This is a genomic window from Leptospira ryugenii, from assembly GCF_003114855.1.
In the GTDB taxonomy this organism is placed as follows: Bacteria; Spirochaetota; Leptospiria; order Leptospirales; family Leptospiraceae; genus Leptospira_A; species Leptospira_A ryugenii.
The window spans coordinates 19687-46165 of sequence record NZ_BFBB01000002.1 but is presented as its reverse complement, the minus strand read 5'-3'; the positions used below and the strand labels follow the sequence as shown (position 1 = coordinate 46165).

Here is a 26479-nt window from a genome sequence, read left to right as displayed (position 1 = left end):
TTTTCAATGCAACATAATTGCATCTGAAGCAGGTCCCTATGAAACAGAAAATCCCTGTCACTGTCCTTTCTGGCTTTTTGGGAGCGGGTAAAACCACTCTACTCAACCACATTCTTGGCAACCGTGAAGGCAAACGAGTTGCTGTGATCGTAAACGACATGAGTGAGGTCAACATCGACTCTCAGCTCGTTGCGCGAGGATCTGCCAACCTCTCCCGAACAGAAGAGAAACTCGTGGAAATGTCCAATGGATGTATCTGTTGCACCCTTAGAGAGGATCTTTTAATCGAAGTTTCCAAACTTGCGAAAGAGGGACGTTTCGACCATATTTTGATAGAGTCTACAGGTGTTTCCGAACCACTTCCGGTAGCGGAGACCTTCACCTTCGAGGATGAAAATGGCGTGAGCCTTTCCGAAGTCGCTAAGTTAGACACAATGGTAACCGTTGTGGATGCTGTGAATTTTTTAAAAGACTTCAAAAGTTTGGATTCATTGAAGGATAGAAATCTAGAAGCAGGAGAAGAGGATGACCGCGATATCGTTAGCCTTCTCGTAGACCAGATTGAGTTTGCCAATGTCATCATTGTAAACAAGATCAGCTTACTTTCAGAAGTAAAAAAACAAGAGTTATTGTCTATCCTGAAAAGTTTAAATACAGATGCACGTATTATCCTTACCGATTATTCAAAAGTCAATTTGGATGATGTATTGGATACAAATCTCTTCAACTTTGAGAAAGCACAAGAGTCACCACTTTGGCTGAAAGAGTTAAGAGGAGAGCATACACCAGAGACAGAAGAATATGGCATCAAGAGTTTTGTATATAAAATGCGAAAACCCTTCCATCCCAAACGGTTTTGGAAATGGTTGGAGACTGGCAAAAAAGGCCTAGTCAGAGCGAAGGGCTTTGTCTGGCTTGCAACCAAAATGGATTGGGTACTCATGTACAACCAAGCGGGGAATCTTTGCTCTTACAAACCAGAAGGCTATTGGTGGGCAGCCATCGACCCAAATGAAATTCCAAACGATCCACATGTCCAAGCAAACCTAAAAGAAAATTGGGAAGAGCCTTGGGGAGATCGAAGACAAGAAGTAGTATTTATTGGAAAAAACATGGACGAAGCATCCATTCGCAAATCGTTAGACGCCTGTTTGTTGACAGATCGCGAAATGAGTCTGGGACCTGAGGAATGGCTTTCTTTTGAAGATCCGTTCCCAGATTGGGATGCAAGCATTGCGGAAGCCAGTGAAGAATACCAAATGAATTCATGAACGTTTACCTCGGTGACCAAAAAATTTCAACCTATGGCCGAGTTCCAAAACCAGGTGATTCATTAGAAGTGCAATTTTCATTGCCTTGGGCTTGGAACACCAAGTCCAGGCTAAGGCCAAAGTCAATCCAGACTGGTTTGGTGATCGTATCTACTTTACCAAATATAAAGTCTAACGAATGTTCTATGCAAGTTTTGTCTTTGGAAGAGGAAGTGAACGCCAGAAAAATCAAAGCAAAAATCTTTCATGTAGCTTCAGATAAAAAATCAAACTGGAAAGCGGTTGTTTCACTACATCCATTTCTAAAGGCAAAGGGATATATCCTGGAGGAAGCAGAAAAGGACGATGTTGAAACATTTAAACAGGCTTTGGGAGTGGGAGTGAAAGGTTCCAAACGCATCGTTCACGGGCTCTTCGCTTTTTTGGATGGGAAATTGATTAAGTCCTACATCCCGAGACAACAGTATGGAATTCCAAATATCAAACGATTTCTCGATGCAATCCAAAGGTCATTCCATTGAAAACACTTAGTACCCCAGGGCATTTTGTCGAATCTACCTCAGCAGGTGTTTTGCATTTGATCCAAGAAAGAGGTGTTAATCTCTGCATTTGGCAGAGAGACGAAAATCCGCTTCTTCTTTCCTATGTTGATTTTTTATTAAAAAAAAAGTCCTTCAGCTTAGAACTAAATTCACAAAATAGAAGTGAATGGCGGTCTCTGCTTCCCGAAGATACGGATATCGAATCTGTCCAAGCATTTTCTGAAGAATTGGAAACCCTTGCGGATTTGTTTGAAGCTATCTCCTCACAAGTCATCTACCGGATCCACTTGATTAACAATGAAACCGACCCAGGCAATGGGCTAGTACATAAGTCCCCTGAGATCAAAGGCAAAAAGAGATTTGTCTTACGGATAGATGCACACTCACGGCTTTAATGGGAACAATGCATTCCATTCCTTTGCTGTTCGATAGTGTTTTCCCGTAATGGCTGTTAAAGCATAATAGGACAATTTTCTTTTTTCTGCCTGGTTTCCATTTACAAAGACCATCAAACTAGGGATAAAGTCAGTATCCTTTCGTTTGGCAACTTCTTCGAATGCAGGGCGATACACTTCCTCATCTTGAGAACTGATCGCATCTTTTAAAATGGCCTTTGCCTCTTCCCCAGGTATACGCCCTATTGCCAAAAGGAGCTGAGGCGCAAGTTTGGGTCTATCCTGTAACATTTGTTTAAGGGTTTGTAAGGAACTGGGATCCGCTATAGAGGCAATGGCTTCAATCGCTAGAACGACAAGTTTTGCATCAGAATCACGGACAGCCTTTTCTAAATGGGGTAAAGCAGACCGATCGCCGAGAATACCCAATGACCAACAAGCGCCGTATCGACCCTCACTACCTTTAGAATTGAGTACTTGGATTAAAACTGGTAGTGATTTCAAATCGCCTAACCAACCTAAACTTTCAGCAAATAAATCTCGGTCAGGTGTAGCCGGGTCTACTAAAAGTCGTTCGATGGTTTCCCTTCCTTCCTTATACTTTTGTCTACCTATGATCTTTGCCGCTGATCCCCATGCCACTCTATCTTGGCTGAATAAGATTTCTAAGGCTCTTTTACCCGACTCTTGGGAAGGTATGAAAGCTAAAACCTCGGTTGCGTAATAACGTGTTTCTTCCTCTTTTGCCTTGAGATAAGGAAACAATGTGGAGATAGCTTGGGTATCACCGATTTCAATCAAGGCAAGAGAGGCATTTTCTTTCCCTTTTGAGTATTCCTCACCTATGGCTTGCACCAAATGTGGAACTGCCTTTTTGCTCCGGACCCTTCCCAATGCTAAATAGGCTGCCGCAAGTGTGGGTGAACTATCTTTAATGCTGGCCACTTTGATTAAATAGGATTCCGCACTGGTTACTTTCAATTTTCCTAGTGCCATTGCGTACGTTTTGTCCTTTTCTCGATCCTTGTTTTGTTTGGCTAGTTCCAAAATTTGTGGACCTTGCCGAAATGCTTGTATGCGCACCAAGGTATCCACAGTTTGTAATCTTAGAGTGTGGTCATCCGAATTGAGTAAAGGAAGAACCTTAGGTCCTGCCTCGGGTCTTGCCATCCTTGCAATCGCGTCTAGATACACATCTTTCGGATTTTCTGAATCTGATTCTAATAACTTGAGAATGCCAGGAAGTGCTTCTTTTACTTGCATCTCTCCGAGAGCAATAGCTGAACCTGCCCGGATGCCTGGTTCGGGACTCTTCAAGAATTGAAGAAACGCTGGGATTGCTTTTTTTTCCTTTCTAGATCCTAAAGCAACCACTGCCTGGGAACGTTTCCAAATATCGGGTGATTTTAAGTCCTCTAACAATACTTCGTTGGGAATTTCTGATTCGACAGTTTCTTCCATCGTTTGTGCCTCTTGGCTTATAGAGGGTTTACAAAATAAAATTGATGTGCAAAATACAAGGGCGAAGGCTATCTTCTTTGCTTTCATGTGTAGTCAATACTGAGACAGATTCAAAAGAAATAATCAATAGGATTTCGAAAGAAAGTGTAAGGGAGAAAACCCCTACACTTTCCCTTTGGCATTATGTTTTTGGAACGGAATTTCTCACCTCTTGTAGGGAAGATAGTTCCTGTCTCCAAAGTTTTAGGTCTCTTTCTGCAGTTGCCTTTTCAGCTCCTAAACTTGGTTGTTTCTCCATCCAATATTCGATCATTTGGATGCGGGACTCCAATTCATGGATCTTGAAATCAAAGTAGGCCTTTTGTTTGGAAGCTGTGGGCCGAGAACTTGGTTCCGCGCTCGGATTGGAACCTGGCTCAGACCATTTTCCTCGTGACAATTCAGCAGCGATGCTCGCATCGACAGCGGTGAAGTCTTCTAACAAAACTTGGTTTTCCTTTTCTTGCTCCGCGGTTAGGCTGGGTCTCATCTCTCTTGGGATATAGAAATTGTTGGGGTATTTTGCCGCAAACTCTCTCCATTCCTCTTTAACTTGTTCTTTGCGATTTGGTTTTTTCTCCAAAGCAAAAGGCCATAGAGTTTCGGCTTGGCCTAGCTCATCATCATCTGGTCTAGGAGCATCTGAAAACTCTGGCTCATCAAACAATGAATTTGCGGAAATGGAATCCGAAGAGTCTTTCTCCCATTGTTTAGAACTAAATTTTTGCCCATTTTTTTCTGAATTTGCATCAAAGAGTAAATAAGCGAATAGGCCAACTGCTATAACAGCTAGCCCTCCCCATATCCATTTGTTTCGTTCGTTCATATAAATTCCTTATGCGAAGATAGAAACGACCCAAGAGATAGCTTGGCCGAATATATTTTCTGTTAAGAACTTTTTTAAGTCCACAGGATTTCGATTCAAAGAATCATAATACCAGGCTGTGTATTCACTCACCTGAGGGATTGAAAATCCGTAACGTGTGTTAATGGCCTTTATGAGTTCATTTGCAAATACTGCGTGACCAAACATATTTGGGTGCACTCCATCTAGACCAAAGACACCAGGTTGGTTTGGCAATGGCCAATTGGCTCTTGCATTTCCTGGAGAATATCCAGAGGAGCTTCGGATGGGTCTACCGTTCTCTTTTAGGTCATCAAAGATAACCTTTAAGTCAGCAACAGCAAATCTCATAGTTGCACCTTGGGCTTTGATTTCATTGTTCAACATTGTTAAAAAGTTTGAGATTGTGTTGATTTCTGTTGCATCTAACACTTGGTTAGGGTCAGAAACAGAGTTACGGAAAAAAGCCTTCAATCCAGAATAATTAGCACGGCCTTGAGGGTCTTGGTATCGTTCTAAGAAAGCAATTGCGGTTACGTTAGGGATTGTAAATAATACTCCGCCCTTCAAAGAGCCCATAGCAGACATTCGGCGGAAAAATTCGCGGATATCTCGTTTAAATCTGGCTTCATCTAAGCAGTCCAAGCTGGTATGCAAGGCAGTACAGAGTACATGGTTGGCGCCAGCAGTTCCGAATAGAAATGTAGGCTTCACTTTTTCCATAATTTCTGTCTGGGTTCCAGAACTACGTAAGCCAAATTGGTGGAATTTATCAGGCTCTTTGCAATCAGCAACAGTCACCCATCTGTATGTAAAATGATACCATGTTCTCCAATACCATTGTTTCTCTTGTTTGGTGGCAGTGACATCTTCACATTTTCCAGAAGTTCTAAGAAGTGTTGTATATTCGGCGCCAGTAATCCCAGCATGGCTAGGTAGACTAACCGTCGTTTGATTGCCACCAATAATTGCACCAGCGATGCAAAATACTCCACAATCCCACTTGAGAACGTCCTCTAAATTGACATAAGGTCCTTTTAATACGTTATAAGATACGGAAGCACCTGCTTGTTTGGAGACTAAAACGGGATAGGCCCAGTCTTGCGTTTTCTTTTCCACTGTTACACCAAAGAAACCATGGCTTAGCGAGTCGCCCACGACCCCCACCCGACTGAACATCTCAGTCTGGCTTTGGGCTGCCAAAGGAGAGGCGAGCCAAAGAGCCAGAAGAGCTCCGAATATTCCGATTTTTTTCATTTTGTCCTCTGAACGAAACATTTTTAACACATTTACGCTATTTGTTGCATTTTTATTCATTTTTGAACCAGTGTCAAGATTTTTCCTCACCATATCCCTAAAAAAGGAACAAAAAGTGTAAGCATTCCCAACCGGGAGGCAAATCGAGGAGCTAAAGACTACCTTTGGGTATAAAAAGGAGTTTGACCTAGACTATGTCTTATTGGATACAATGCACATCCATGCGTTCTTTATTCACAAGTTCCGCTCTTTTGTTTTTTGTGTTCTTCAAAACTTGCTGCACCTCCCCTCTCCAGGCAGAGAAGGGAAAAAAACAAACAACACAGCCTTCTTCTAGTTTGGTCTTGGAAGTTTTGGGGACAGTTTCCATGCAGTCCCTTTACCTCACCTATATGGCAATGGGCAGCCTTTCGGATGGATTTGTTGCACAAAGTTATGATGCAGAAACAACGAAAGGAGTAATGGAGTCCTATATTTCCATCACCGAAACAAGCTTGCAACAATTGGAAAAATTGTTTCGGGATGGAAACTTGAGCCAAGAAGATAAGAAAATTTTGTCAGAGATTATGAGTACGTATCGTTCGCTCGTCAAACAGGGTAAATCTTTAGTTGCTTATATCGATACGGGGAATGTAGACAATCTCAAGGAATTTGAGGAACACCGAAAAACAGTCACAGGAAAGATCGAGAGTTTATTGCATTGAGCTCTCGTTTCTTCTTGGTTGTCTGCTTAGAGAATCATAAAGAAATAGTAAGAAGAGAAAACACAAATACAATGCAAAAGAAATTAGTAGGCTCGAAAGTTTGGGATCCTTACTTACCTTAGCCAAAAATCCAAATCCAATCTTTATACTTGTTCGGTAGATTTCCAATCGAGCCAAAAACCCCATCAAAAAGAACAGGAGAAGTGCATGCCTCCCGAAGGGTGAAAACATCCAATACGCTACCTGAAAGCCGATGGAAACCCTTTGCCCTCTTTGGATCAAATCTAAGAAAAGAGTACAAAAACAGGCATTCCAAAAAACAAAGGATAGATTCCAGAAGAGTTTACTGGGCGGTCTTGGGATTGTGATGACAAGAGCAAACAAGAGAAATACAAATGCCAATTGGATAAGGGTATCTTTTTTGTTTTGTCGAAACCAAGCGGATAAAAAACCTAAAAGTGCACTTTGTACAGAAATGATAGTTGTTAATACTCCTTCGGGATCATAGTCAGGTTTCCAGATATGTTTACCAAGAAGGAAGCGGTCCAAATACGCTGATAAACTTTCTTTGGTCTCAAAACTTTCCCACTGAAACCCACCTAGCCTCTGGTTCCAAAATTCATTGCCAAGACTTAGAAGGGACAAAAAGAAAAAGCTTAGCCAAAAAGAAGGTCCGAGCTTTGCCTTGGGTAAAAGTAAATAGATGATAGCATAAACGAGTGCAATCCTCTGTAGAACTCCCATCAAACGAAACTCTTCCCAATTCCATTTTGGGAATAAGGATAAAAAAATACCTAATAGAAAGATAAGGAAAACGCGAAACACAGCTTTTTTCCAGGAGCGAATGGAATTCTCATTTGCTATTTGCAGGTAATAACTAAAACCGAGGACATATAAAAATCCAGGAAATACTAAATCTGCTAAGTGGATTCCTGTCTTTTCGGCATGTTGGAGTGGAGTGTACATCGCCCCCCAGGAACCAGGAAGGTTAACAAGTATCATAAGAAAGACAAACAATCCACGTAGGATATCAATACTCTGATCTCTCATAGTTTCGAGATACGATACAAAGAATAAATATGATTGGAAGTAAAAAAACCGGTCGTTGAATAGAATTCTACCAAACTATAAAAAGCTGCCTTTCTCTTTATAATTCTTTAATAAAAAGGATAATGTACTCTCTTCTACCTCATCCAACAAGATTCCGTTTCCTTTCAGATAGGCAAGTATATCCTCTCTTTCTTCTTCTGGAACAGAAATGATCTCCCGTAAGATAGCGGAGATGCGACTTGAATCTCTTTCTCTGGGAGACAGGCCTCTTTCAAGAGTTAGTTGGTAGTTCTCTTTGATTTTGCTACAAAATTGATCCCAGATGTGAACAGCATCTAAAATTTGCTTTAAATCATGTTTTTGTTCTTTCCCCATCCCCGATACTTCCACAGATTCCGAAAGAATCATCATTTGTAAATAGTAATATAGGGTTGGGCTGTGGAGGAGGATCTTTTTGATTTCATTGTCTCTTAGATTGGAAAAGATTCCCAAAAGAGCATCTAAGGTCATTGAGTTTTGGTCGAGGATATCAAAATAAGCTTCCCAAGTTTTAGGATCTAAATTTGCCAAGAGGTGGATCTTTAATGTAGGGTCTTTCTCCATCGACTCGGCCTCCGAAAGAACCCGTAAACTTTGTTCAGAATTGAGTAAAGATTTGATCTCGTTAAAATAACGCGAGGAATCAAAATTTCCTATCAAGAATTGTTTTCCAAATCCAAAATAAATAAATTTCACTAAAAGAGAGGGCGTGAACTGCGGAGAGTTCAATAAATTGATCGTTTGGGCATCCGATCTGCAGAGCCAAATGTATTCGAAAACTAAATCGGCAAAGGCATCATTTCCTTCCATCTTTTCCATCAAATGGTGCACTTCTTCCTCTTGGTGGAGTTTTTGGAAAAAATCCAAAAGTTCCCTCGGTGAAGTGTTCATCCAAAATTCAGAGGTCCGCCAGCTCACCCCATCATTTGATACGCATTTGGTGGATCGTCAAGAGGAATCTATCTCAAACAAGAAACTTTGTGTTACAATGCCAAAAGCTGTACCATCCTCGAGTAGACGTAGAATCACTGAGAGAACCTGAATCGTATCAATAAATTTCAACTTAACACACTCTTTCGACTTTTAAATTGCTTAGAGGCTTCTTTTCATTCGGGCATTGCCTGGCTTGTGCTTTGTACGAATAAAACAGTACATACTGTGCGTATCATTTTGTTCTAGAGGCCAAAATCTTGAGCAGAAAGGAGAGCCTGGCTCGGTTTATGTTCCTTTGTGGGATGGAATCCCTCCCTTTGGCGTGCAGATACAAAAGAATGTCTCTTCTTAGGCCTTCCTCGCTCCCACCAATCCGTTACACTCGTACTCCTCCTAAGAATCTAAATATAACGAGTAGAAAACGATGGTATTGTGGCAAAATCTTCAAGCCTACGAATCTCCAGCAATATCTCTGTTAGGCTTTAAAAGAGGGATCTAGTAGATTCTCACTTCGCAAGGGAGTCTGTTTGCATCCTATACCCAATAAAAACTTACCTTGTTCAGAAATTTCTATTTTTGAAATCCGAATGTCTTTTTTGGTGATTCCATTCGTCTATTCTTTCAGGGAATTGCTGAAAAGTCTTGCATACTACCTGGCACCAAACTTAGAATGGGAAGATACAAATGTCGGTAAATGCAGTCTTAGAAAAAGCGATTCTCTTTGTAGATGATGAACTTCTCATTCTACTGAGTATGAGTATGCAATGCAAACGTTACTTTGGTGATGAGATTCGCTATTTAACTGCCCAAAATCCACGGGAAGCCCTCGAGATTCTAAATGAACTGGAAGAAGAAAAGGACACAGAACTCATTGGAGTAGTTTCAGATTGGTCAATGCCTGGGATGAATGGAGGGGAGTTTCTAAAGTTAGTGCACCAAAAATTTCCAAAGATTCCAAAAATCATTCTAAGTGGACAAGCAGAAGAAAGCTCTGTACGAGATTTAGAAAAAGAGATCTCTCATTTTACTTTTGTAAAAAAACCCTGGGACGAACTTCAAATTGTTGAAATCATCAAAGGTGCGATAGACCAAAAAGATCAAACTTGATCTGAAATGGGTAGGGAAATCTGAAATTCGGTTCTCCCAGGCTCAGAAAAAACTTGGATACGACCCTTGTGCTTTTCTACAACTTTGCGAACAATGTCTAAACCAAGCCCAGTCCCCTCACCTAACTTCTTAGTGGTAAAAAAAGGATCAAATATCTTTGGTAGATGTTCAGGCAGGATGCCTGGACCATTGTCTATGATAGAAACAAACACATAGCCATTGTTTACAAAGGTAGAGACTTGAATACTCCCAGAAAATTTCATCGCTTGAAAAGAGTTAAAAATAAGATTTGACCAAATGTGCAAAAGATCATCCGGATAACACCAGATAGGAGGTATTTCTTGGTAATTTTTAACTAGTTCAACTCCCTTTTTAAAATGGTTTTGGTAAATTGTAAAAACGATCTCCAAATTGTCATGTATGGAAATCAATTCCTTTCGTTCCGACTTTTCAAAATGAGAATAATTTTTGAGTGCATAGAGTATCTTTGAAACTCGATCTATTGCCGTACTAATGGTTTTGGTGTTTCTTTGGTAAATTACCTCCCACATGATAAAATCCATGAGACTTATTATATGTTTGCTTTTGAAGAAATCGATAGGAAATTTAGATACATCACTTAGTCCCATTTCCACAAAATCAAATGAAATTCGCTTCGCCATATTTTGAGGGATGCCTTGCGATAAAAGGTACTCAAGATTTTGTTTCTTAAGTTTTGCATCTAGTAAACCTGTAAAAAAATCACCAAAGAGAACTGCTTCTTCCCTTAAATTTGAAAAAACATTCAATTCTTCTTCAGTCAATTGAGGTTTTAATTTCAGGAACTCTTCAAAACATTTTTGGTATTTGTATTTCCATTCTTTAAGATTTAAATTGGAAGCCTTTATTGCTCCTATCGGATTATTGATTTCATGAGCTATACCCGCCAAAAGTTGTCCGAGCAAAGCCATCTTTTCAGATTGAATCAACTGTGACTGTGTTTTTTTCAAATCATCGAAAGCGTGTTGTAACTCCATTTTTTGATTTTCAATGATCCGATTTCTGGAAAGAATCTCTTCATTGATTTTTTTAAGTTCTTCAACTTCTCGTAAAAAAGAGAGATCAATGATATTAAATACAATAAAGTTCTCATCCTGGTCTCGGTAACGTTTTGCGGTGACTTGGGCAGAAAATGGGCTACCACCTTTTTTTAAAGCTACTACTTCTAGGGACTTTTTACCCTCTTCATCTAAAGCGAGAGATTGGATCTCTGAAAAAGAACGAATAGATATCAATCGCCTGAAGTGGATGGAAAAGATATCTTGTTTTTCATACTGAAATAGATGTAAGAAGGCTTGGTTTACATCTACAACTTTCAAATCACGCTCTCTAAAAATTAAAATAGCTTCTTTGGTGAACTGATAAAAGGATTGGAATCTTTTTTCGGATGCAAGCAAAGCCTCTTCAGATCGTTTCCTTTCTGTGATGTCTCCCACCATTCCTAATAAAGAGATGGGAGAATTGTCCGGTCCAAATTCAAATTGTCCCATTCCCTCGACCCATCGAATTCGATTTTGACGGTCAAAGATTCTGTATTGAAAGAAATAATCCCTGTTATTTGTCTTAGATTTCAACATCTCTTCAATAGGTGCATAAGCAGATTCACGATCTTCAGGATGGATTCGGGAAAGCATCACATCTATACTGCCCTGGAACTCTTCTTCGGATAGATCATATATCTCATATACCCTTGGGCTCCATTCGATATGGTTTTTATGTACATCCCATTTCCAAAACCCCAAGCGAGAAACATCCATCGCCAAACGTAAGTTTCGTTCTCTTTCTAGAATCTTCTGTTCTTGTTGGATCTTTTCTGTTCTATTGACCATCGCACCAATGGCTCGTATCGCTTCTCCATTGATATTGTAGATGATAATGGAGCTATCTTCCATATGTAGATAATTGCCAGATTTTGTGCGATAACGGTACTCGATCTGCAATTGGCTTTGTTTTTGTGAATAGATGGCATTTTCATAATAATGAACGACCCTATCTCTATCCTCTGGATGGACAAATTGATAAGCTGCATCTAAGTTGAAGGCAGAATACTCTCCTTGGCTGTACCCAAGCACTTCTTCTATGGGGCCTTCCCAATGTACCTCTCCTGTGACTAGACTGATATCGTAGATGATGGATTGAGTGTTTTCGGCGATGGTTCGGTATTTGAATTCACTTTCAGCTAGTTCTTTATCTCGCCGGATACTCTCTGAAATTTCTGTTACGATAAAAACGAGGTATTTGATTTCTTTTTTATCATCTAAAATTGGAGATCCACTAACAGATAAATAGCGAACTACTCCCTTTGCATCAATGATAGCATGCCGAATATCCGATACTGGTGCTTTTGTCTTGGAAACAATCACAAATGGATGTTTCTCCTCTGGCCATGGTCCTCCATCAATAGCAGTATGCCGCCATTGTGGGGCATTATATTTGCGTTTTGTGATTAAATCAGTTGAGATACCTAGTATTGACTCTGAGGCTTTGTTTGCATAAATTATATTTCCGCTTGGATCGAGTACAGTGATGGCAGCGGGGCTTGATTCCATAATGGAATTCAGAAGATCTCTTTCGTCTCTTAATTCTTGTTTGATATCCCGTCTGACGATCTGGATGGAAGTCATCTCTGCAAGAGCCCTCATCGCCCTGTGTTCTTCTTGGAAATTGTCTTTTTCTTTTTGAAAAAAGACGATGATCTCACCCACTAACTTATCTTTTATCTTGATTTCTTCTACTATGCGAAAGAGTGAGTTTGGAGTTTCAATGAATTGTCCAACACTGATGCTCGGAAATCTTTGGTTGGTAAATTGAATTTCAGCTCGCGTCGCATGTAAGAACTTTGCTAAGAGGTTCAATTGGTTGGATAAAAAGATTTGAAAATTTCCTTCAATAAACTGAGAAAAGGAATAGGAGAGATTTATGACAAAACTTTCAAAGGAGAGATTTTTTTGAGGTTCCGCTTCCATATTTGTGAACTAGCCTAAAGGATGAATCAAAAAAAATCTTTGTTTTTCTTTCGGGCAGTGTGTTTCATTTGGTCTTTCATTCTTTCTATGACCTTTCTATCTTTTGTCAGAGAATAGAGGCGTAGACCACCTAGGTATGCTATATACAATTCGATGGCGATTTGGTGTAAGGTGTCTGTTCGTAGATCATTGCGAAAGTGTTCAATACAGGACTCCGTAGTCTGTAAAACATATTGAATCGCCTGATTTCTGTAAGGCTCAAATTGTGGCAGGTGTGAAATTTCTCCCGAGAATAGTGCGATAGGACAATCCTTTCGGGTGGTATTTCTTTGGTCTCGTATGATGAAGTTGATCCACTTATCTATAAAATCATCCATGTCTTTGGATTTTTCTAAGACCTTCCTCATTACGATGCCTTGTTGCCTGGAAAGATGTTCTAAATAGGCAAAGCCTATCTCTTCTTTCGAATCAAAGTGATCGTATAGCGATTTTTTGTACGCATTTGCGTTTTCTAATATTTCTGAGATAGCGGTGGCCTGGAAACCCTTTTCTCGGAACAAGGCAAATGAACTCTCTAAAATCTTTTCTTTTGTTTTCATAAAGTTTGTGATTCAAGGAAAATCATCTAGGAAAACTATAAAGTATCAACACATAATGCAAGAAAACTTTTCATTTACCTACTTCGCACATGCGTGTTTTTTTCTCGTAAATCGGATGCCATCGCATAGAAATTGAAGTAATGAGGTCTTTTCCTTGAAATCATTCTTTTTGAAATACCACCCTTTTTTTCTTATCTTGCTGCCCTGTTTACTTGCAGAGGTGATCGCAGGGATTACCTTCTTTTCTGGAAAGGTTTTAATCGCAGATTATCTCTTTCGTGAGGATGATCTCAATTTCGGACAGGCAGATTATGAAGCACTCATCCTAAGTTCTATTGAAATCTCTTACTTAAGTTTGGGTGTGGTATTTCTCTGGCCTACCTTAAAACGAAAGGTTCTCGATATGAAGGCAAGTACTTCTGATCTCTTTCGTGCCAAGACAAGGATCTACAACTTTCCCGGTTTTCTTATCCTTTCTGTTTGGGTTTTAGGATTTTTTCAACATGGCTTTTTTTTAATCATGGAACCCAATTTTGAACACAAGTTTGCTTATGTATTTGTAGCGACCCTTTCGACAATTGTCTCCGCCATTTTGATCTATTATTCTACTGAATTTTTAAACCGATTTTTATTGATCCCACATTGGTTTCCCGATGGGAAGATAAAAGTTCGATGGAAAATCAAAGCTCCAAGCCTCTTCTTAAGGTTTGGTGATAGTTTTTTGATTAGCGGGATTTTGCCCATCATTTCCATCATAGGAATCTTATACCTGTCTACTGTTTATGGACAAAATGAAGTCGGACTTTTGGAAAGACTCTTAACTGTCACAACGATCATTGGTGGCATATTTTGGTCTTTAGGTGCCCTTCTGACCATCTTAAACAGTAAAACCTTTCTCATCCCGATACAGAGCATGCATACTGCTCTAGACCACTATGCAGAAGGAAGATTTACGGAAAGGATACCTGTTCATAGTGATGATGCTCTAGGCGTCTTAGAAGTTGCTGTTAACCATATGGGTGAGGCACTTGAAGAAAAAGAAATTATAAAAACTGTTTTTGGACACTATGTATCTCCCGCTGTTCGAGACCTCATTTTGGGAGGAAAAGTAAATACGGATGGTGATCGGATAGAAGCCGTCATTCTTTTCTCGGACATTCGTTCCTTCACAAGTCTATCTGAAACTTTTCCTCCCGAACGGATTGTCCGGCTATTAAATATTCATTTCGGAAGAATTGTGGAGATCGTAAGCAAAAACAATGGATTTGTGGATAAATTTATTGGTGATGCTGTCATGGCGGTTTTTGACGAAGAACTTACAAGTGGAGCACATAGAATCAGTGCTTTGCGCGCCGCAGCTGAGATCTTAAAAGAGCTAGATACTACAAATGCGGAGATTGCGGAGCTAGGATTCCCTCCCATTCGGATTGGGATTGGTATGGCATCTGGACCTGTAATTCGAGGCAACATCGGCTCTGAAAATAGACGGGAAATGACTGTGATCGGTGATATTGTAAATCTTGCAAGTCGATTGGAGTCGGCGACAAAAGAGTTTGGTAGCCCGATTTTAATGACGGAATCAACATTTGATCCAAGTTATACGGATATCAAGTCCATCCGTAAAATTTCAGAAGAGGCCCTAAACATCCGAGGAAAATCTTCAACTGTAAAAGTTCTGGCATTCGATTTGGTCTGAGTGGCAGTCTAATTTAGGATGGATAGAAAGAGATTTTTAGGGATTTTGGGGCTCACGGGATTTGGTCTCTTTGTCTCCCAACATTTCTTTTCGTACTTTCGTTCACACAAAAAAGGAGAACTTTCCAACATGGCAACATCTTCCAATACAATCCTGGGAATGGCAAAGATGGGTTTCCAGTGGCAAACCGTCGACCCATTCCTATTCTGTGTGCACCATGAAGATTTTTATCCGAAAAGCAATGGGAACTTTGGACCTGATGCATCGCTTGTTGGTCGGGAGATTGGACAAGACTTTGCAGGAAAAGATGGATGGAGAATGTACCATGGCGAATCAATACCTGGATTTCCAAGCCATCCACACAGAGGTTTTGAAACCATAACTGTTGTTCGTTCAGGATTTGTAGACCATTCCGATAGCATGGGGGCCGTGGGGCGTTATTCCGCAGGAGACGTGCAATGGATGACGGCTGGTGCTGGTATCCAACATTCAGAGATGTTTCCACTCTTAGACCAACACAAAGACAATCGTTTGGAGTTATTTCAAATCTGGCTTAACCTTCCCAAAAAAAGCAAATTTGTAAGGCCACACTTTACGATGTTATGGGCTGAATCTATCCCCAAACTCAGCTTTCTAGATGAAAATGGAAGAAAGACTCATGTCGAATTGATTGCAGGACAGTTGGGCGGAGAGAAGGCCCAAAACCCTCCCCCTGATTCTTGGGCAAGCAATCCTGAACATTCCGTACAAGTATGGATCATACAACTCGAAGCAAAAGCAAAATGGCAAATTCCAGCGCATAACAAAAACTTGGGTAGGATGTTGTACTTTTACAGAGGGACTCAACTCACCTTGGATGGGCAAACGATACCTGACTACCACCAAGTTCAATTGATCTCAGATGAAAATATCGAATTAGAAAATCTGAGCGACAATCGGATTGAAATCTTGCTGTTGGAATCCAAACCTATCCAAGAACCAGTGGTGCAATACGGTCCCTTTGTGATGAATACAAGAGAGGAGATCCAAGATGCCTTCCAAGATTTCCAAAAGACAGGCTTTGGTGGTTGGCCCTGGAAATCTCATGAACCTGTACACGGAACCAATGCGGGACGTTTTGCACGACATGCAGATGGAAGAGAAGAGTTTCCTAGCGTCTAATACCTACTAGTATTTATTATAATACCCGCTCAGGAGGATGGAATCACAAAATCGCCCTTCAGCATTTGGATTCAGCCTTAAGTAACGACTGTTTGTATGCGGTAAAAAGAAAATCTCTCCTGATTGTAAGAGGGCTCCATCCCCCCATTGGTTCAGGGCTGATTCGTTTGTATCGATTATGCTTTGGCTAAAGTCGGTACTATTTAAGACGAGTATCTTTGATTGTTCCATAGGTATGAAATAGACATTTCCATCAGCAGCAAGGACTGCTCCCCTCCATTTTGAATTTCCAGAAATGGATGTAACAATTCTTGAAAACATTTCTGTAGACGGATCAAAAATTAGAATGGAATCCGAAGTTGAGGGAACCAATAAAATCTTTCCGGATGGCAGAAGAACACCTTGCCTAAATTTCCCAGTCCCCGAAATTTCAATCGGCAATAGCCGCACCTCTTCAGTAGTTGGATTCAAGACCAAAAGTTTTGTGGCGTCCACGGGAACCGCATAGATCTTTCCATCGGCTCCTAAGACGGCACCTTCCCATTGGTTGGTCTCAGTTGAATTCGTACTAATTGTACGCAAGGATTGTGTTTTCGTGTCAATGGCAAGTATCGAAGATACCGATATGGGCATTGCATATATGGTACCATTGGGTGCAAGAATTCCACCCCGCCACTTTCCTGATCCCGTGATAGGAGTATTTAGATAAGAAAGAGATTTTGAGATTGGGTCAAAGACGATTACTGCATTTGCGTTTCTGGGAATTCCGTAGATCTTTCCATCAGGACCCAGTACCCCTCCTTCCCACTTAGATGAGCTACTATCGCCAACAGAGATGAGTTCGAAATTGGATGAATTCGGATCGTATGACAAAAGGTTTGGTTGATTGAAGGGCATCCCATAGACTTGGCCATTCGTTGCCAACACGGCACCTAACCAGCGTGCGGTAACCATACCAGAAGCAGGCACGGGACCTTCCGAGATGGTAAAACTAGGAGTTCCCTTTGTTTTTGATATCTGCAGCTTGAGTTCTTCTTGTACGAGTTTCCATCTTTCCGGCTGAATCAACTCAAAGGGGGTCAAATCACAGGCTTTACGAAGAACTGCTTTTACACCACAATACGATTGGCTGTTTTCAGTTACCGTGAGAAGGCTCAGAATATTACGAAATGTTTTACCGTTCGGATCGCAAGCTTGTTCAGACAGAGCTTGGTTCGAACAAGAAACAAAGCCCCCAAGGAGAATTAGAGACAAAATAGAGTTCTTCAACACATCTTCGATTCTACTCGACTTGATGTCTCGATCGACTCTGCTTCCAAGGTGATACGATTTTTACACTTGGACTTTCTTCCAGTTTCCCCGAGTGAAAAGCCAAAGAGTAAAGAGACCCACAGATGATTCCGAAATCATAATGGCCCAAAAAACACCAGTACTTCCAAATTGTTTCCCCAAATAATATGCTAAAGGAATCTGGATGATCCAAAAAAATACAAAATTGATTTTTGTAGGTGTCATAGTATCACCAGCTCCATTGAAGGCCTGTCCTGCGGCCATCCACCACGCATAAATAAAATAAGAATAAGATACGATTCTAAGCCAACTGGCTCCCACTTGAATTACCTCGGCATCACTCGTAAATATGGCAATTAAGTTCTCTGCATAAAAATAATATACTAATGAAACTATGATTAAGTAAGCCATATTGCAAATGCCCGTAAACCATACAGATTGTTCTGCTCGGTCTGGTTTTCCCGCGCCTAAATTTTGCCCGACAAGAGTTGCGACTGCATTTGACATCCCCCAAGATGGCATCATGGTAAACATCATGGTTCGTAAGGCAATGGTTGCACCAGCTACTGAAGCACTCCCAAATTGAGCTAATATCCTCATAATAAAAATCCAAGAGGTCATACCTACAATCATCTGCCCGATTCCACCTACGGATGTTTTAAGGATTTGGATCACTAAAGAAAAATCAAGGCGTAGATCAGGCAGTTTGATTTGGATATGCTTGCCCCCACCAAACAAGCGATAAATCTGGTAAATAACTCCGATGCCACGTCCTACATTCGTCGCAATGGCAGCCCCCGTTATCCCTAGTGCGGGTATAGGTCCCCATCCGAAAATAAAAATTGGGTCCAAGAGGATGTTCAGACCATTTGCAATCCATAAAACTCGCATGGAAATAGCCGCATCCCCTGCTCCACGAAATACGGCATTGATTAAAAATAATAGAATTACGACAAGATTGCCACCTAATAGCCATTGCATATAGTGGTATCCTTCTGTCAGCGCCCAATCATCCGCTCCCATAAATCGGAGTAAATCTTTCGCATAGAAAATACCAGCGATCGCAAATGGTATAGACGCAAAGATTCCAATCCAAAGAGATTGCACAGCGGCCAAGGCGGCTTGTTCTTTTTCTTTTTCTCCAATTCGCCGAGCCACAATGGCTGTCACGGAAAAGGAAAGACCCATAGCAACAGAATAAAGCAAAAATAAATAGGTCTCGGTGAGTCCGACAGTTGCCACAGCGGAGGATCCTAAAGCACCGACAAAATAAATATCGGCGACGGCAAATACTGATTCAAGCACTAGTTCTAATACCATTGGAACAGACAACAAGAACAAGGCTCTCTTTAAATTTACTTCCGTATAATCAGCCTCCGAACCGGCAAGTGCATCCTTTAATTCTTTCCACAATGAGACACTCATTTTGCTCTCCTAATTTCCCGAACCAACTGTTCGTTAAGTAATCAGCTATTTTTCTTAACTTTTTTTCTAGTCTTTTTATTCGTACTTTCTAAATTTATTAAGTAAGAATCTAATCGATTCAATCTCTCTTCCCATAACATTCGTTTAAGCTCCAACCAAAGATTCGCGATCTGTAAAGACTTTACATTTAATTGACAAGGACGAAATTGAGCATACTTCTGCCGCTCGATCAAACCAGCCTTCTCCAAGACACGCAAATGTTTTGAAATCGCTGGTAAAGTCATCTGAAATGGCTTAGCCAGCTCGATGACAGTTGCATTTCCTTTTGACAAAATATTTAGGATTTTCCTGCGTGTAGGATCAGCTAATGCTTGGAATGTGGGATTGAGTAGAGATTCATCTGGTTCTAAATCTTTGATCACCTTACTTTCCCTTTTTTGCCCGTAAAACTAACATCGATATAACCAAAGATATACTTAACATATGGAATTCCCATCGAAAGTTTTTATCTTGATGTTTGTTAACATAGAAACGCAAACAATAGGTCCATATTAAATTCACTTGCCATACTTAGTAATGGTGATAGCATCAGAGAAAATCCATTGGTTGAGGTATTTTATGTCAGAATGGTTTTACCAAGAATCCCAGACTGAGTCTTTTTTGGAAAGAGAGTTTGTCTTCGCAAATTTTCTTGAGGCATTCGCTTTTATGACAAAGGTAGCCATTCTTTCCGAGAAGAATGACCACCACCCCGATTGGAGAAATGTATGGAATAAAGTCTACATAAAGCTTAGTACGCACGAAGCGAACAATACTGTCACAGATAAGGACAGAAACTTAGCGGAAGAAATAGATCGTATCCTTTAAGGATTCAAGAACTCCTCAAACGACTTGGATGACGACATTCCCTTTCTTTCTACCTGAATCCACATAGCGGTGCGCGTCGACGATTTGTTCGAGCGAGAAAGTTCTATCGATCACGGCGGGCATTTTACCAGCTTTCAGGAGGGACACAATTTCTTCTAACATCTCAATTGATTCGGTTGCGACATCCCAAGACTCAACAGTAAGGTAAATGCCCTTCGGGGATAGATTTTTTATAAAATCCTTTTTTGAATATTTACCAACAGTATCAAAAATGACATCGTACGTATCCAACTGTGCATCTAAATTGCCTTTGCTATAATCATATACCTTTTCTACTCCCAGTTTTTTTACGAGAGCCATACCACTTGGACCGCAAACGGCACTTACCTCGGCTCCACAAGAAAGTGCATATTGTATACTTGCTACACCTACAGAGCCTGTTCCACCGATAACCAATACAGATTTCTTTGCTTTATGTATTCCCGCCTTTTTTAAGAAATAAAGAGCAGTCGTTCCACCAAACACTAAAGCAGCTATCTCTCCAAAAGAAGACTGTGCTGGTTTTTTGGCCTGAACAGAACTTTCCTTTAGGCAAATGTATTCTGCATATGTGCCCATTCGAAAGCCAGTCATTCCAAAGATCTCGTCACCTACTTGAAATTTAGTTACGTCTCTCCCCACCTCTTCTATAATGCCTGAAAAAACCAAACCTAAGACAGGATTTCGGGGCCGAGACCAACCCAAAACCAAACGCATTAGCAATTTTTTTAAACCAGAGACTACAAAACCTCTCACTCGGACATCTCCAGAATTAACTGTTGTTGCTTGAATTTTCACTAATATTTCATTATTTTTGGGCTGAGGTTTGGAGATCTCAACAAGCCTTAACACTTCCGGGGGGCCATATGTTTCGCAATAAATTACTTTCATTATTTCCTCTTAGCTTACAATGTAAGCTATTTACAACTGAAAATAATATTTACTTGTTTCTTGTCTAGAAAAAGATTACAGCGTAAGCCTAATAAGTCGAAAAATGATGAAACAGAAAAGAGAAAGAGAACCTTTAAATCGGCAAAGAATCATTGATGCTGGGTTTGCATATGCAGATCGTTTTGGATGGGAAAGACTCTCTATGAGAACTCTCGCCAGATTATTGGGCGTAGAAGCCATGTCTCTGTATAAACATGTAAAAAATAAAGAGGACATTTTGGACGGACTTTCTGATCGTATTTTGGAAAAAATCCAATTTCCTAAAGAGAGCCTTAAACCCAAAGAACAGCTTAGACAACTTTCCATTAGCAAACGAAATCTATTCCAATCTCATCCTTGGGCACTTAACGTCTTAGATAGTAGAACACAATTTAGTTTAACACGGCTCAATTTCTTAGAGCGACAGTTTTCGATTCTTCGAAAGACTGGGCTAGGCCCCACCGAGACTTACCGTATCCTTCTTTCGTTAGAAAGTTATATCTATGGATTTGTGATCCAAGAAAGCCATTGGAATTTTACTCAACTACCAAAGGGAAATGCTTCACCTCTTTTTCCCGTTGAAGGGATCCCAAACCACGAGTTAAAGGAAAGATTTCCTTATTTCACTGGATTCTTTTCGGATTTTTTGGAAAAGACAAAAAAGAGATCCATCGCCTCTATCTTAGAAGAGGAGTTTCTCTGGGGTCTAGATAAAGTATTGAGTCAATTTAGAATCTAAAAAAAAATCCACCGAGAATCTGATACGAGGATGAAAGTATCCTTCTCCCTCCTTATTCGCTTCCTGCACTTTTTTACAAAGGAGAATAGCACCTTACAAACATCACTTATTTCTGGTCTTTCAGTCTTTGCGTTTCTCGGAGTGCACCATCGGACTTCTCTGGGTTTGCCCAAACGTTTTCATTGATTTCTCATTCTTTACAAGCGATTCCAAAAAATGCTTCCAAATTCAGCAAAATTTCCACCTTCCCTCAAAAGCCTCAAACATTATCCTACCGCTTGTTAAATGCAATTCAGTCACAAGAATCACATTTTAATTTGAATAAATTATGAAATTCTGATAAGCAACGCCTAACATTTTTCCCCTTAATAAACTATATTTTCTTGCTTTTTAGAATTATTTTAATTAAAATTTCATATATTTATTATATTTATGGATCGGAGGTTTACTAGATTATGGATGGCATTTCAGATTCACATTTCCTTTTACAGATGGTTGGCGAAAACTATCCAAATGGTTCTATTAGCCTTATTGACCAGAATCTACACTTTATTTATACAAATGGAAGTGGTTTCAAAAAATTTGGAATCGATCCCTCGAGCTTCCTTCGAAAGAGTATTTTTGAAGTTTTACAACCTGAAGTATACACACCAATCAAAGCTAACCTACCAAAAGTTTTATCTGGCGAGTCAGTAGTCCATGAAGTAAGCACGCGAAACTCCCACTTCCTAAATGCCTACAAACCAATTGTAAACGCAGAAGGGAAAGTAGAAGCTTTCATTTTAACTTCGCAGGACATTACAGAATTTAAAAGATTAGAGGCAGAACACGTAAAGCTTAAAAATGTCATCCAAAAAAGTATCAATGAAATTTACATATTCGACCCTGAGACTTTTAAAATTGAATATGTAAATGATGCTGGCCTTAAAAACTTGAAATATAATTTTGAGGAAGTAAAACAAAAAACCATCTTCGATATCAAAACAAATATAAAAGAAGAAACATTCAAATCCTGGATCAAACCTGTATTAGATAGACAAACTGAAACGATTGTATTTGAAACTATCAACAAAAGATCCGATGGGTCTTTTTATCCTGTAGAAGTGCATTTGCAATTAGTATTCCACGAAGGCAAAAGCAGTATATTTACAATTGTTTTAGACATTTCTAATGTAAAACAATACGAAATGAATATCCAAGAAAAGAAAGAAGAGCTAGCAGCTACGATCGAAGAATTAAATGCCACAACGGAAGAGTTAAAAGAACAAAACGATCAGCTATTAAAACTTTTAGAGGAAAAAGAAAACCTCTTCAAAGAAATTCATCACAGGATTAAAAACAATCTCCAAATGATTTTGAGCCTACTCTACATAAAATCATTAAATACAAAAGACCCAAATTTAATTAATTTTATCCAGGATACAAAAAATAGAATTCTTTCGATTTCTTTACTCCACGAACAACTTTTAAAATTAAAAAGTATCAACAAACTTGATATCAACCAATATTTTAGCTCCTTGATACAGAACATTATGGCCTCCTATAAGGAACCAAATAAAGATTATAAATTGCACTTTGATGTGGAGCGATTTGAGTTATCAACTGATAAAATTGTCTACCTTGGTTTAATCACAAATGAAATCATTTCCAACATCTATAAACACGCCTATCCAAACCAACCGAATGGAGACATTTTTTTCAAATGTTTGCGAAATGGAAGCAGGTGTTCCTTTTCCATAGGGGACAAGGGCAAAGGAAAATTAGATTTTTCGAAAGCATCTAAATCATATGGAACACAATTGATTCAAATTTTTTCTGATCAACTGAACGCAAGGCTTACCATAGATACTACCAATGGATTATTTTACATTATTGAGTTTGAAATCGAATGAAAGATATTCTAATTGTAGAAGACAATGCGATCGTTGCTATCCACCTCAGAATGTTTTTAGAAATCAACGGTTACAAAGTTGTGGGTAAATTTGCAAAAGGCCTTGAAGCTATTTCTTTCATTGAATCAAGGATTCCAGACCTTATTTTGATGGATATTATGCTAGATGACGAGATCAACGGGATCGATATCGTTCGTATGATCAGAGCCTTTACACAAGTTCCTGTTATTTTTATGAGTGCCTTAACAGACCAGGAAACATTTGACCAACTAGAAAAATTATCTAATATAAAACTCGCCAAAAAACCGTTCGTCGAGGATACTCTTCTACAAATGATACAGAGTGTAACAAACAGTTAAATTCTTTCTTTCCTTCAACAGAAATTGATATGGGAAGAGGATAAATGAATTTATTTGGAAATCATTTTTTCATACGATAAATCTGAGGTCCTCTTCTAAGATGTTAGGTCATTCCCTTTTTTTTTGGATTCTATTTCTCCTCGAAGTGCTTCTAAACGTTTGGAATCTTGTGTTAAAAAAGAGGCAAGATTTAGGATTTTTTCTGCTTTTGCCAATTGGTTCGTTGATAGATAGAGTTGAGAAAGACGCAAAAGATTGGCCAAATGGCCTGGATTTCTCAATCGGATTCGCTCACCCATATCAATTGCTTTCCCATACTCTCCCGTTTGTTTGAATGTATAAGAACCTAAATAAATGAGATCTGTATCTCCTGGATTGTTTTCAATGTATTCAGATAGTATAGGAGATGCCTCTTTCCAACGTTTGGTTCGAATCAAAAGTCGTAAATAGGCACGAAGGATTTCCTGGTTTTCAGGATGTTTCTCATGTGCCGCAAGTAATGCTTGCAATGCAGACTCTGGATCACCTTGTTTGAGATAGCTACGCGCCTTTCGCATATTATCATATGCATCTTTTCGGATTGAACGAGTTGGTGTATTCTCCTCTTCTTTGAATCCCAATCGCATAAGGCTCAAGTCATCTGTAAGTTCACCCAATTCCAATATGGAGTCATAAATCGACTTTAGATCACCATTTCCTCGTTCTACGTGGTGTAAAAATAACTCTTCATCATGGTTGATCTTTCGTTTGCTCTCGGTAGTTCCGAATTCAATATCATCTCGCCCATCAGAACCTAAAATCAGAATGTCACCGTGGATTAGTTGAAGGGTTGAAATCTCAAGCGCACTCTCGTTGAAAGGAGTTCCCAATTTTCTTAACTCTGAATTGTTTTTAATAAACTCTGCTTTTCCATCACGATACAAAACAGACCAGGGATGTTCCGCATTGACATAGTAAACCAATCCAGTAGAGTCATCTATTAATCCCATGACCATAGAGACAAGCATAGAACAATCAAAACTCTCGAAAATATGGTGGAGCTCTTCATATGCACTTTTCATCCACCTCTCAGCATACAATTGTTTTACGGAGTCTACCACTGCGGTTCTTTCTAGGATGGATTGAACAGCAGCTCCCAATACTAGAACACCACCAGCTCCCTGTAGAGATTTTCCCATGGCATCCGCATTCAAAAAGAAAGTAAAATCTCTGTCTCTTAATTGGATAGTCCTGGCTATGCAAATATCTCCGCCAATTTCGTTCTCTTTCCCATGAAAAGTAAATGTTTTCTTTTGTTTTATGAGAAAATCTGTCTTTACTGTTCTACCGAAGGTTCTATTCAAACTTAATGGTTTAATAAGTAAAGATGTTAAAAAATAATCACCATCTTGTTGTTTTTTTAGAGTTTCGACAATTTGTAAGCTTGATCTCAACTCACTCGTCTTTGCTTCCACTAACTCCTGTAAATTCTCCCGAATTCTTCCCACTTCGCGAGTTGCTCTTTCAAAATTTTCAGCAAATTGTATAAATTCTTTGTCAATAGATAGAATAGGTAAGGATCCGCTGCCTCCTGAAGCCAGGCTATTTGCCGATTCATTGATCTGCTCCAGAGTCAAATTGATAGATTGAAAGAACATAAAAATTAAGATCGAAACCTCAAGAAAGGTCATAAAAATAAAGGATGCAATTTTCCAAAGATTGACATTTCCGAAAGAGATAAAGACGGCAAGTACGCTCAAAGAAAGTAAAATCAAAAATAGCAAGAAGCCAAACTTGCCTTTTAAACTCAATAATCCTGTATTTTTATGGATACTTATATCTTGGAAGGCGAGTATCTTTTTGATCTCTACTCTCTTACCACCTGTGAAATAATCAGAAATGATGTATGTAAATCCACCATAGACAAATGCGGCTGCAAGCCAACCTACAAATACAATGCCTAATTCAAATAAAGGATACTTTGCCACAATATAAGTGATAGACACCGAAATAAAAATGAAGGTCGCATAACGAAGAGCTGAAACCATATTTCTTTGGGGCAATCGGATGAGAGAATTGAGTAGATTTTCTAAGGTGAGTGTGTCCAAGTGGCGTAAGGTTTGGCTTTGTTTAATCCAACGATTCACCTTTCGGATTTCACCCGTGTAGCCTGCAAAGCCTATTCTTTGTAACAAACCGTACTCTACACTATGCAGAACTGCGGAGATCGCTGTTGCGATTAAAAAGACAATAACTACGATTTTGTGATTTTCATAGCTGAAATGTGGTATCAAGGCAGAGCCAAAAAAATAGGCATAAATAGCGCCAAAGAAGGCACCTTGTAAAGAAAAGGCAACTATCGCGAATGTATAGGATACATTGCGGAATATGAACTTAAAAATGCGATCGAAGAAACGGCCCATATAGATGGAGAATAGAACCACCTTTCAAAAACTGGGTCAAGCAAAGTTTTTTTCGAACAATCATTCTAAATAAAATTACCTGCATTTAGGAACAATTATCTGTATCCGTTTCCGATTCATACTCCGATGCCTAGCCTCTAGGTTACCTTGCGCAAAGACAGCCCATAGTAGATGCACAAGCAGAGATCATTTTTCTTTTTTGTTCTCTTTCCAAAGCCTGGTAACTTTGTATCCTAAAGACAAAGCGAAGCTATCCTGGACTTCCTGCTAAGTCCGTAAAAAATGAAGTTCCTCTTTTTTATCTTATACCTTTGGGAACTTTGGGCTTTTCTTAAATCAAATTTAGGTATTTTGAATCCATTCTGAGAACTACTTTGTTTAAAATATGTTATTTGATAGCTCACATGGCTCAATTTTTTTCTTCACTTTGAAC

23 protein-coding genes are annotated in these 26479 nt (G+C 39.5%); 11 read left to right on the top strand and 12 right to left on the bottom strand.

Annotated elements, in window-relative coordinates; translation table 11 throughout:
* Nucleotides 1-38 precede the first annotated feature (38 nt).
* The 3 genes from zigA to DI060_RS00910 are packed head-to-tail and all read left to right on the top strand — an operon-like array spanning nucleotide 39 to nucleotide 2208.
* Nucleotides 39-1271 (top strand): zinc metallochaperone GTPase ZigA, encoded by a 1233-nt coding sequence (gene zigA / locus DI060_RS00920; protein ID WP_108972757.1) that lies wholly within the window; start codon nucleotides 39-41, stop codon nucleotides 1269-1271.
* A complete protein-coding gene (locus tag DI060_RS00915) occupies nucleotides 1268-1792 on the top strand; it encodes a hypothetical protein (protein ID WP_108972755.1) in 525 nt (174 codons plus the stop codon). Before zigA ends, DI060_RS00915 begins: the two co-directional genes overlap by 4 nt.
* A complete protein-coding gene (locus DI060_RS00910; protein WP_167836870.1) occupies nucleotides 1789-2208 on the top strand; it encodes a DUF1826 domain-containing protein in 420 nt (139 codons plus the stop codon). Before DI060_RS00915 ends, DI060_RS00910 begins: the two co-directional genes overlap by 4 nt.
* Here DI060_RS00910 and DI060_RS00905 read toward each other — a convergent pair.
* The 3 genes from DI060_RS00905 to DI060_RS00895 all read right to left on the bottom strand — a co-directional run bounded on the left by DI060_RS00905 (nucleotide 2197) and on the right by DI060_RS00895 (nucleotide 5830).
* Entirely contained in the window at nucleotides 2197-3669 is a 1473-nt protein-coding gene (locus DI060_RS00905) for a HEAT repeat domain-containing protein (RefSeq protein ID WP_167836869.1), read from the bottom strand. The two genes, DI060_RS00910 and DI060_RS00905, sit on opposite strands and share 12 nt — an antisense overlap.
* A 181-nt stretch (nucleotides 3670-3850) precedes the next feature.
* Nucleotides 3851-4534: a hypothetical protein gene (locus DI060_RS00900; protein ID WP_108972749.1), complete on the bottom strand. Its 684-nt coding sequence runs from the start codon at nucleotides 4532-4534 to the stop codon at nucleotides 3851-3853.
* A 9-nt stretch (nucleotides 4535-4543) separates the two neighbouring features.
* On the bottom strand, nucleotides 4544-5830 hold the full coding sequence (locus DI060_RS00895; RefSeq protein WP_167836906.1) for a hypothetical protein: 1287 nt from the start codon (nucleotides 5828-5830) through the stop codon (nucleotides 4544-4546).
* Between the two features lie 173 nt (nucleotides 5831-6003).
* On the opposite strand from DI060_RS00895, the gene DI060_RS00890 reads away from it, so the two are divergent.
* Entirely contained in the window at nucleotides 6004-6513 is a 510-nt protein-coding gene (locus tag DI060_RS00890; RefSeq protein WP_135354965.1) for a hypothetical protein, read from the top strand.
* Here the strand turns inward: DI060_RS00890 and DI060_RS00885 are convergent.
* Together DI060_RS00885 and DI060_RS00880 are read right to left on the bottom strand one after the other, a co-directional pair.
* Nucleotides 6502-7563, bottom strand: a complete 1062-nt coding sequence (locus DI060_RS00885) for a heparan-alpha-glucosaminide N-acetyltransferase domain-containing protein (protein WP_108972745.1) — start codon at nucleotides 7561-7563, stop codon at nucleotides 6502-6504. The genes DI060_RS00890 and DI060_RS00885 overlap by 12 nt on opposite strands.
* Before the next feature lie 75 nt (nucleotides 7564-7638).
* On the bottom strand, nucleotides 7639-8520 hold the full coding sequence (locus DI060_RS00880; RefSeq protein ID WP_108972743.1) for an LBF_1199 family protein: 882 nt from the start codon (nucleotides 8518-8520) through the stop codon (nucleotides 7639-7641).
* A gap of 699 nt (nucleotides 8521-9219) precedes the next feature.
* On the opposite strand from DI060_RS00880, the gene DI060_RS00875 reads away from it, so the two are divergent.
* Nucleotides 9220-9642, top strand: coding sequence for a response regulator (locus DI060_RS00875; protein ID WP_108972740.1), 423 nt, complete (start codon nucleotides 9220-9222; stop codon nucleotides 9640-9642).
* On the opposite strand, the gene DI060_RS00870 is transcribed toward DI060_RS00875, so the two are convergent.
* Together DI060_RS00870 and DI060_RS00865 are read right to left on the bottom strand one after the other, a co-directional pair.
* Nucleotides 9633-12647 carry a PAS domain S-box protein gene (locus DI060_RS00870; protein ID WP_108972738.1) on the bottom strand — a complete coding sequence of 1005 codons (3015 nt, stop codon included), beginning with the start codon at nucleotides 12645-12647 and terminating at the stop codon, nucleotides 9633-9635. The two genes, DI060_RS00875 and DI060_RS00870, sit on opposite strands and share 10 nt — an antisense overlap.
* A gap of 26 nt (nucleotides 12648-12673) precedes the next feature.
* Nucleotides 12674-13246, bottom strand: a complete 573-nt coding sequence (locus DI060_RS00865) for a TetR/AcrR family transcriptional regulator (RefSeq protein WP_108972736.1) — start codon at nucleotides 13244-13246, stop codon at nucleotides 12674-12676.
* Between the two features lie 154 nt (nucleotides 13247-13400).
* On the opposite strand from DI060_RS00865, the gene DI060_RS00860 reads away from it, so the two are divergent.
* Together DI060_RS00860 and DI060_RS00855 are read left to right on the top strand one after the other, a co-directional pair.
* On the top strand, nucleotides 13401-14942 hold the full coding sequence (locus DI060_RS00860) for an adenylate/guanylate cyclase domain-containing protein (RefSeq protein ID WP_108972733.1): 1542 nt from the start codon (nucleotides 13401-13403) through the stop codon (nucleotides 14940-14942).
* Nucleotides 14943-15071: 129 nt separating this feature from the next.
* On the top strand, nucleotides 15072-16103 hold the full coding sequence (locus DI060_RS00855) for a pirin family protein (protein ID WP_108973948.1): 1032 nt from the start codon (nucleotides 15072-15074) through the stop codon (nucleotides 16101-16103).
* A 6-nt stretch (nucleotides 16104-16109) separates the two neighbouring features.
* On the opposite strand, the gene DI060_RS00850 is transcribed toward DI060_RS00855, so the two are convergent.
* From DI060_RS00850 to DI060_RS00840, 3 genes are all read right to left on the bottom strand, one after another.
* On the bottom strand, nucleotides 16110-17357 hold the full coding sequence (locus tag DI060_RS00850; protein WP_108972731.1) for a Vgb family protein: 1248 nt from the start codon (nucleotides 17355-17357) through the stop codon (nucleotides 16110-16112).
* A 78-nt stretch (nucleotides 17358-17435) separates the two neighbouring features.
* The gene (locus tag DI060_RS00845; protein ID WP_108972729.1) at nucleotides 17436-18818 is read right to left on the bottom strand and encodes an MATE family efflux transporter; all 1383 of its coding nucleotides are present in this window, start codon (nucleotides 18816-18818) and stop codon (nucleotides 17436-17438) included.
* Between the two features lie 41 nt (nucleotides 18819-18859).
* Nucleotides 18860-19237, bottom strand: coding sequence for a metalloregulator ArsR/SmtB family transcription factor (locus DI060_RS00840; RefSeq protein ID WP_439956881.1), 378 nt, complete (start codon nucleotides 19235-19237; stop codon nucleotides 18860-18862).
* A gap of 199 nt (nucleotides 19238-19436) precedes the next feature.
* On the opposite strand from DI060_RS00840, the gene DI060_RS00835 reads away from it, so the two are divergent.
* On the top strand, nucleotides 19437-19685 hold the full coding sequence (locus DI060_RS00835; RefSeq protein ID WP_108972725.1) for a 4a-hydroxytetrahydrobiopterin dehydratase: 249 nt from the start codon (nucleotides 19437-19439) through the stop codon (nucleotides 19683-19685).
* Between the two features lie 15 nt (nucleotides 19686-19700).
* Here the strand turns inward: DI060_RS00835 and DI060_RS00830 are convergent, their stop codons facing one another.
* Nucleotides 19701-20615: an NAD(P)-dependent alcohol dehydrogenase gene (locus DI060_RS00830; protein WP_108972723.1), complete on the bottom strand. Its 915-nt coding sequence runs from the start codon at nucleotides 20613-20615 to the stop codon at nucleotides 19701-19703.
* A gap of 103 nt (nucleotides 20616-20718) precedes the next feature.
* Between DI060_RS00830 and DI060_RS00825 the strand changes: the two genes are divergently transcribed.
* The 3 genes from DI060_RS00825 to DI060_RS00815 all read left to right on the top strand — a co-directional run bounded on the left by DI060_RS00825 (nucleotide 20719) and on the right by DI060_RS00815 (nucleotide 23644).
* The gene (locus DI060_RS00825) at nucleotides 20719-21393 is read left to right on the top strand and encodes a TetR/AcrR family transcriptional regulator (protein ID WP_108972721.1); all 675 of its coding nucleotides are present in this window, start codon (nucleotides 20719-20721) and stop codon (nucleotides 21391-21393) included.
* A gap of 455 nt (nucleotides 21394-21848) precedes the next feature.
* Nucleotides 21849-23285: a PAS domain-containing sensor histidine kinase gene (locus DI060_RS00820; RefSeq protein WP_108972718.1), complete on the top strand. Its 1437-nt coding sequence runs from the start codon at nucleotides 21849-21851 to the stop codon at nucleotides 23283-23285.
* Complete coding sequence (locus tag DI060_RS00815) at nucleotides 23282-23644, top strand: response regulator (protein ID WP_108972716.1); 363 nt, start codon at nucleotides 23282-23284, stop codon at nucleotides 23642-23644. The genes DI060_RS00820 and DI060_RS00815 overlap by 4 nt, the downstream gene beginning before the upstream one ends.
* Before the next feature lie 95 nt (nucleotides 23645-23739).
* Here DI060_RS00815 and DI060_RS00810 read toward each other — a convergent pair whose 3' ends face one another.
* Entirely contained in the window at nucleotides 23740-26046 is a 2307-nt protein-coding gene (locus tag DI060_RS00810; RefSeq protein ID WP_108972714.1) for a PP2C family protein-serine/threonine phosphatase, read from the bottom strand.
* Nucleotides 26047-26479: the final 433 nt, after the last annotated feature.

Bases quoted from the DNA above. Each gene is read 5' to 3' on its own strand.
- DI060_RS00855 (WP_108973948.1), top strand. From the start codon at position 15,072: ATGGCAACATCTTCCAATACAATCCTGGGAATGGCAAAGATGGGTTTC.
- DI060_RS00905 (WP_167836869.1), bottom strand. From the start codon at position 3,669: ATGGAAGAAACTGTCGAATCAGAAATTCCCAACGAAGTATTGTTAGAG.
- DI060_RS00900 (WP_108972749.1), bottom strand. From the start codon at position 4,534: ATGAACGAACGAAACAAATGGATATGGGGAGGGCTAGCTGTTATAGCA.
- DI060_RS00835 (WP_108972725.1), top strand. From the start codon at position 19,437: ATGTCAGAATGGTTTTACCAAGAATCCCAGACTGAGTCTTTTTTGGAA.
- DI060_RS00895 (WP_167836906.1), bottom strand. From the start codon at position 5,830: ATGTTTCGTTCAGAGGACAAAATGAAAAAAATCGGAATATTCGGAGCT.
- DI060_RS00865 (WP_108972736.1), bottom strand. From the start codon at position 13,246: ATGAAAACAAAAGAAAAGATTTTAGAGAGTTCATTTGCCTTGTTCCGA.
- DI060_RS00845 (WP_108972729.1), bottom strand. From the start codon at position 18,818: ATGAGTGTCTCATTGTGGAAAGAATTAAAGGATGCACTTGCCGGTTCG.
- DI060_RS00915 (WP_108972755.1), top strand. From the start codon at position 1,268: ATGAACGTTTACCTCGGTGACCAAAAAATTTCAACCTATGGCCGAGTT.
- DI060_RS00885 (WP_108972745.1), bottom strand. From the start codon at position 7,563: ATGAGAGATCAGAGTATTGATATCCTACGTGGATTGTTTGTCTTTCTT.
- zigA (WP_108972757.1), top strand. From the start codon at position 39: ATGAAACAGAAAATCCCTGTCACTGTCCTTTCTGGCTTTTTGGGAGCG.
- DI060_RS00875 (WP_108972740.1), top strand. From the start codon at position 9,220: ATGTCGGTAAATGCAGTCTTAGAAAAAGCGATTCTCTTTGTAGATGAT.
- DI060_RS00810 (WP_108972714.1), bottom strand. From the start codon at position 26,046: ATGGGCCGTTTCTTCGATCGCATTTTTAAGTTCATATTCCGCAATGTA.
- DI060_RS00870 (WP_108972738.1), bottom strand. From the start codon at position 12,647: ATGGAAGCGGAACCTCAAAAAAATCTCTCCTTTGAAAGTTTTGTCATA.
- DI060_RS00830 (WP_108972723.1), bottom strand. From the start codon at position 20,615: ATGAAAGTAATTTATTGCGAAACATATGGCCCCCCGGAAGTGTTAAGG.
- DI060_RS00890 (WP_135354965.1), top strand. From the start codon at position 6,004: ATGTCTTATTGGATACAATGCACATCCATGCGTTCTTTATTCACAAGT.
- DI060_RS00825 (WP_108972721.1), top strand. From the start codon at position 20,719: ATGATGAAACAGAAAAGAGAAAGAGAACCTTTAAATCGGCAAAGAATC.
- DI060_RS00815 (WP_108972716.1), top strand. From the start codon at position 23,282: ATGAAAGATATTCTAATTGTAGAAGACAATGCGATCGTTGCTATCCAC.
- DI060_RS00820 (WP_108972718.1), top strand. From the start codon at position 21,849: ATGGATGGCATTTCAGATTCACATTTCCTTTTACAGATGGTTGGCGAA.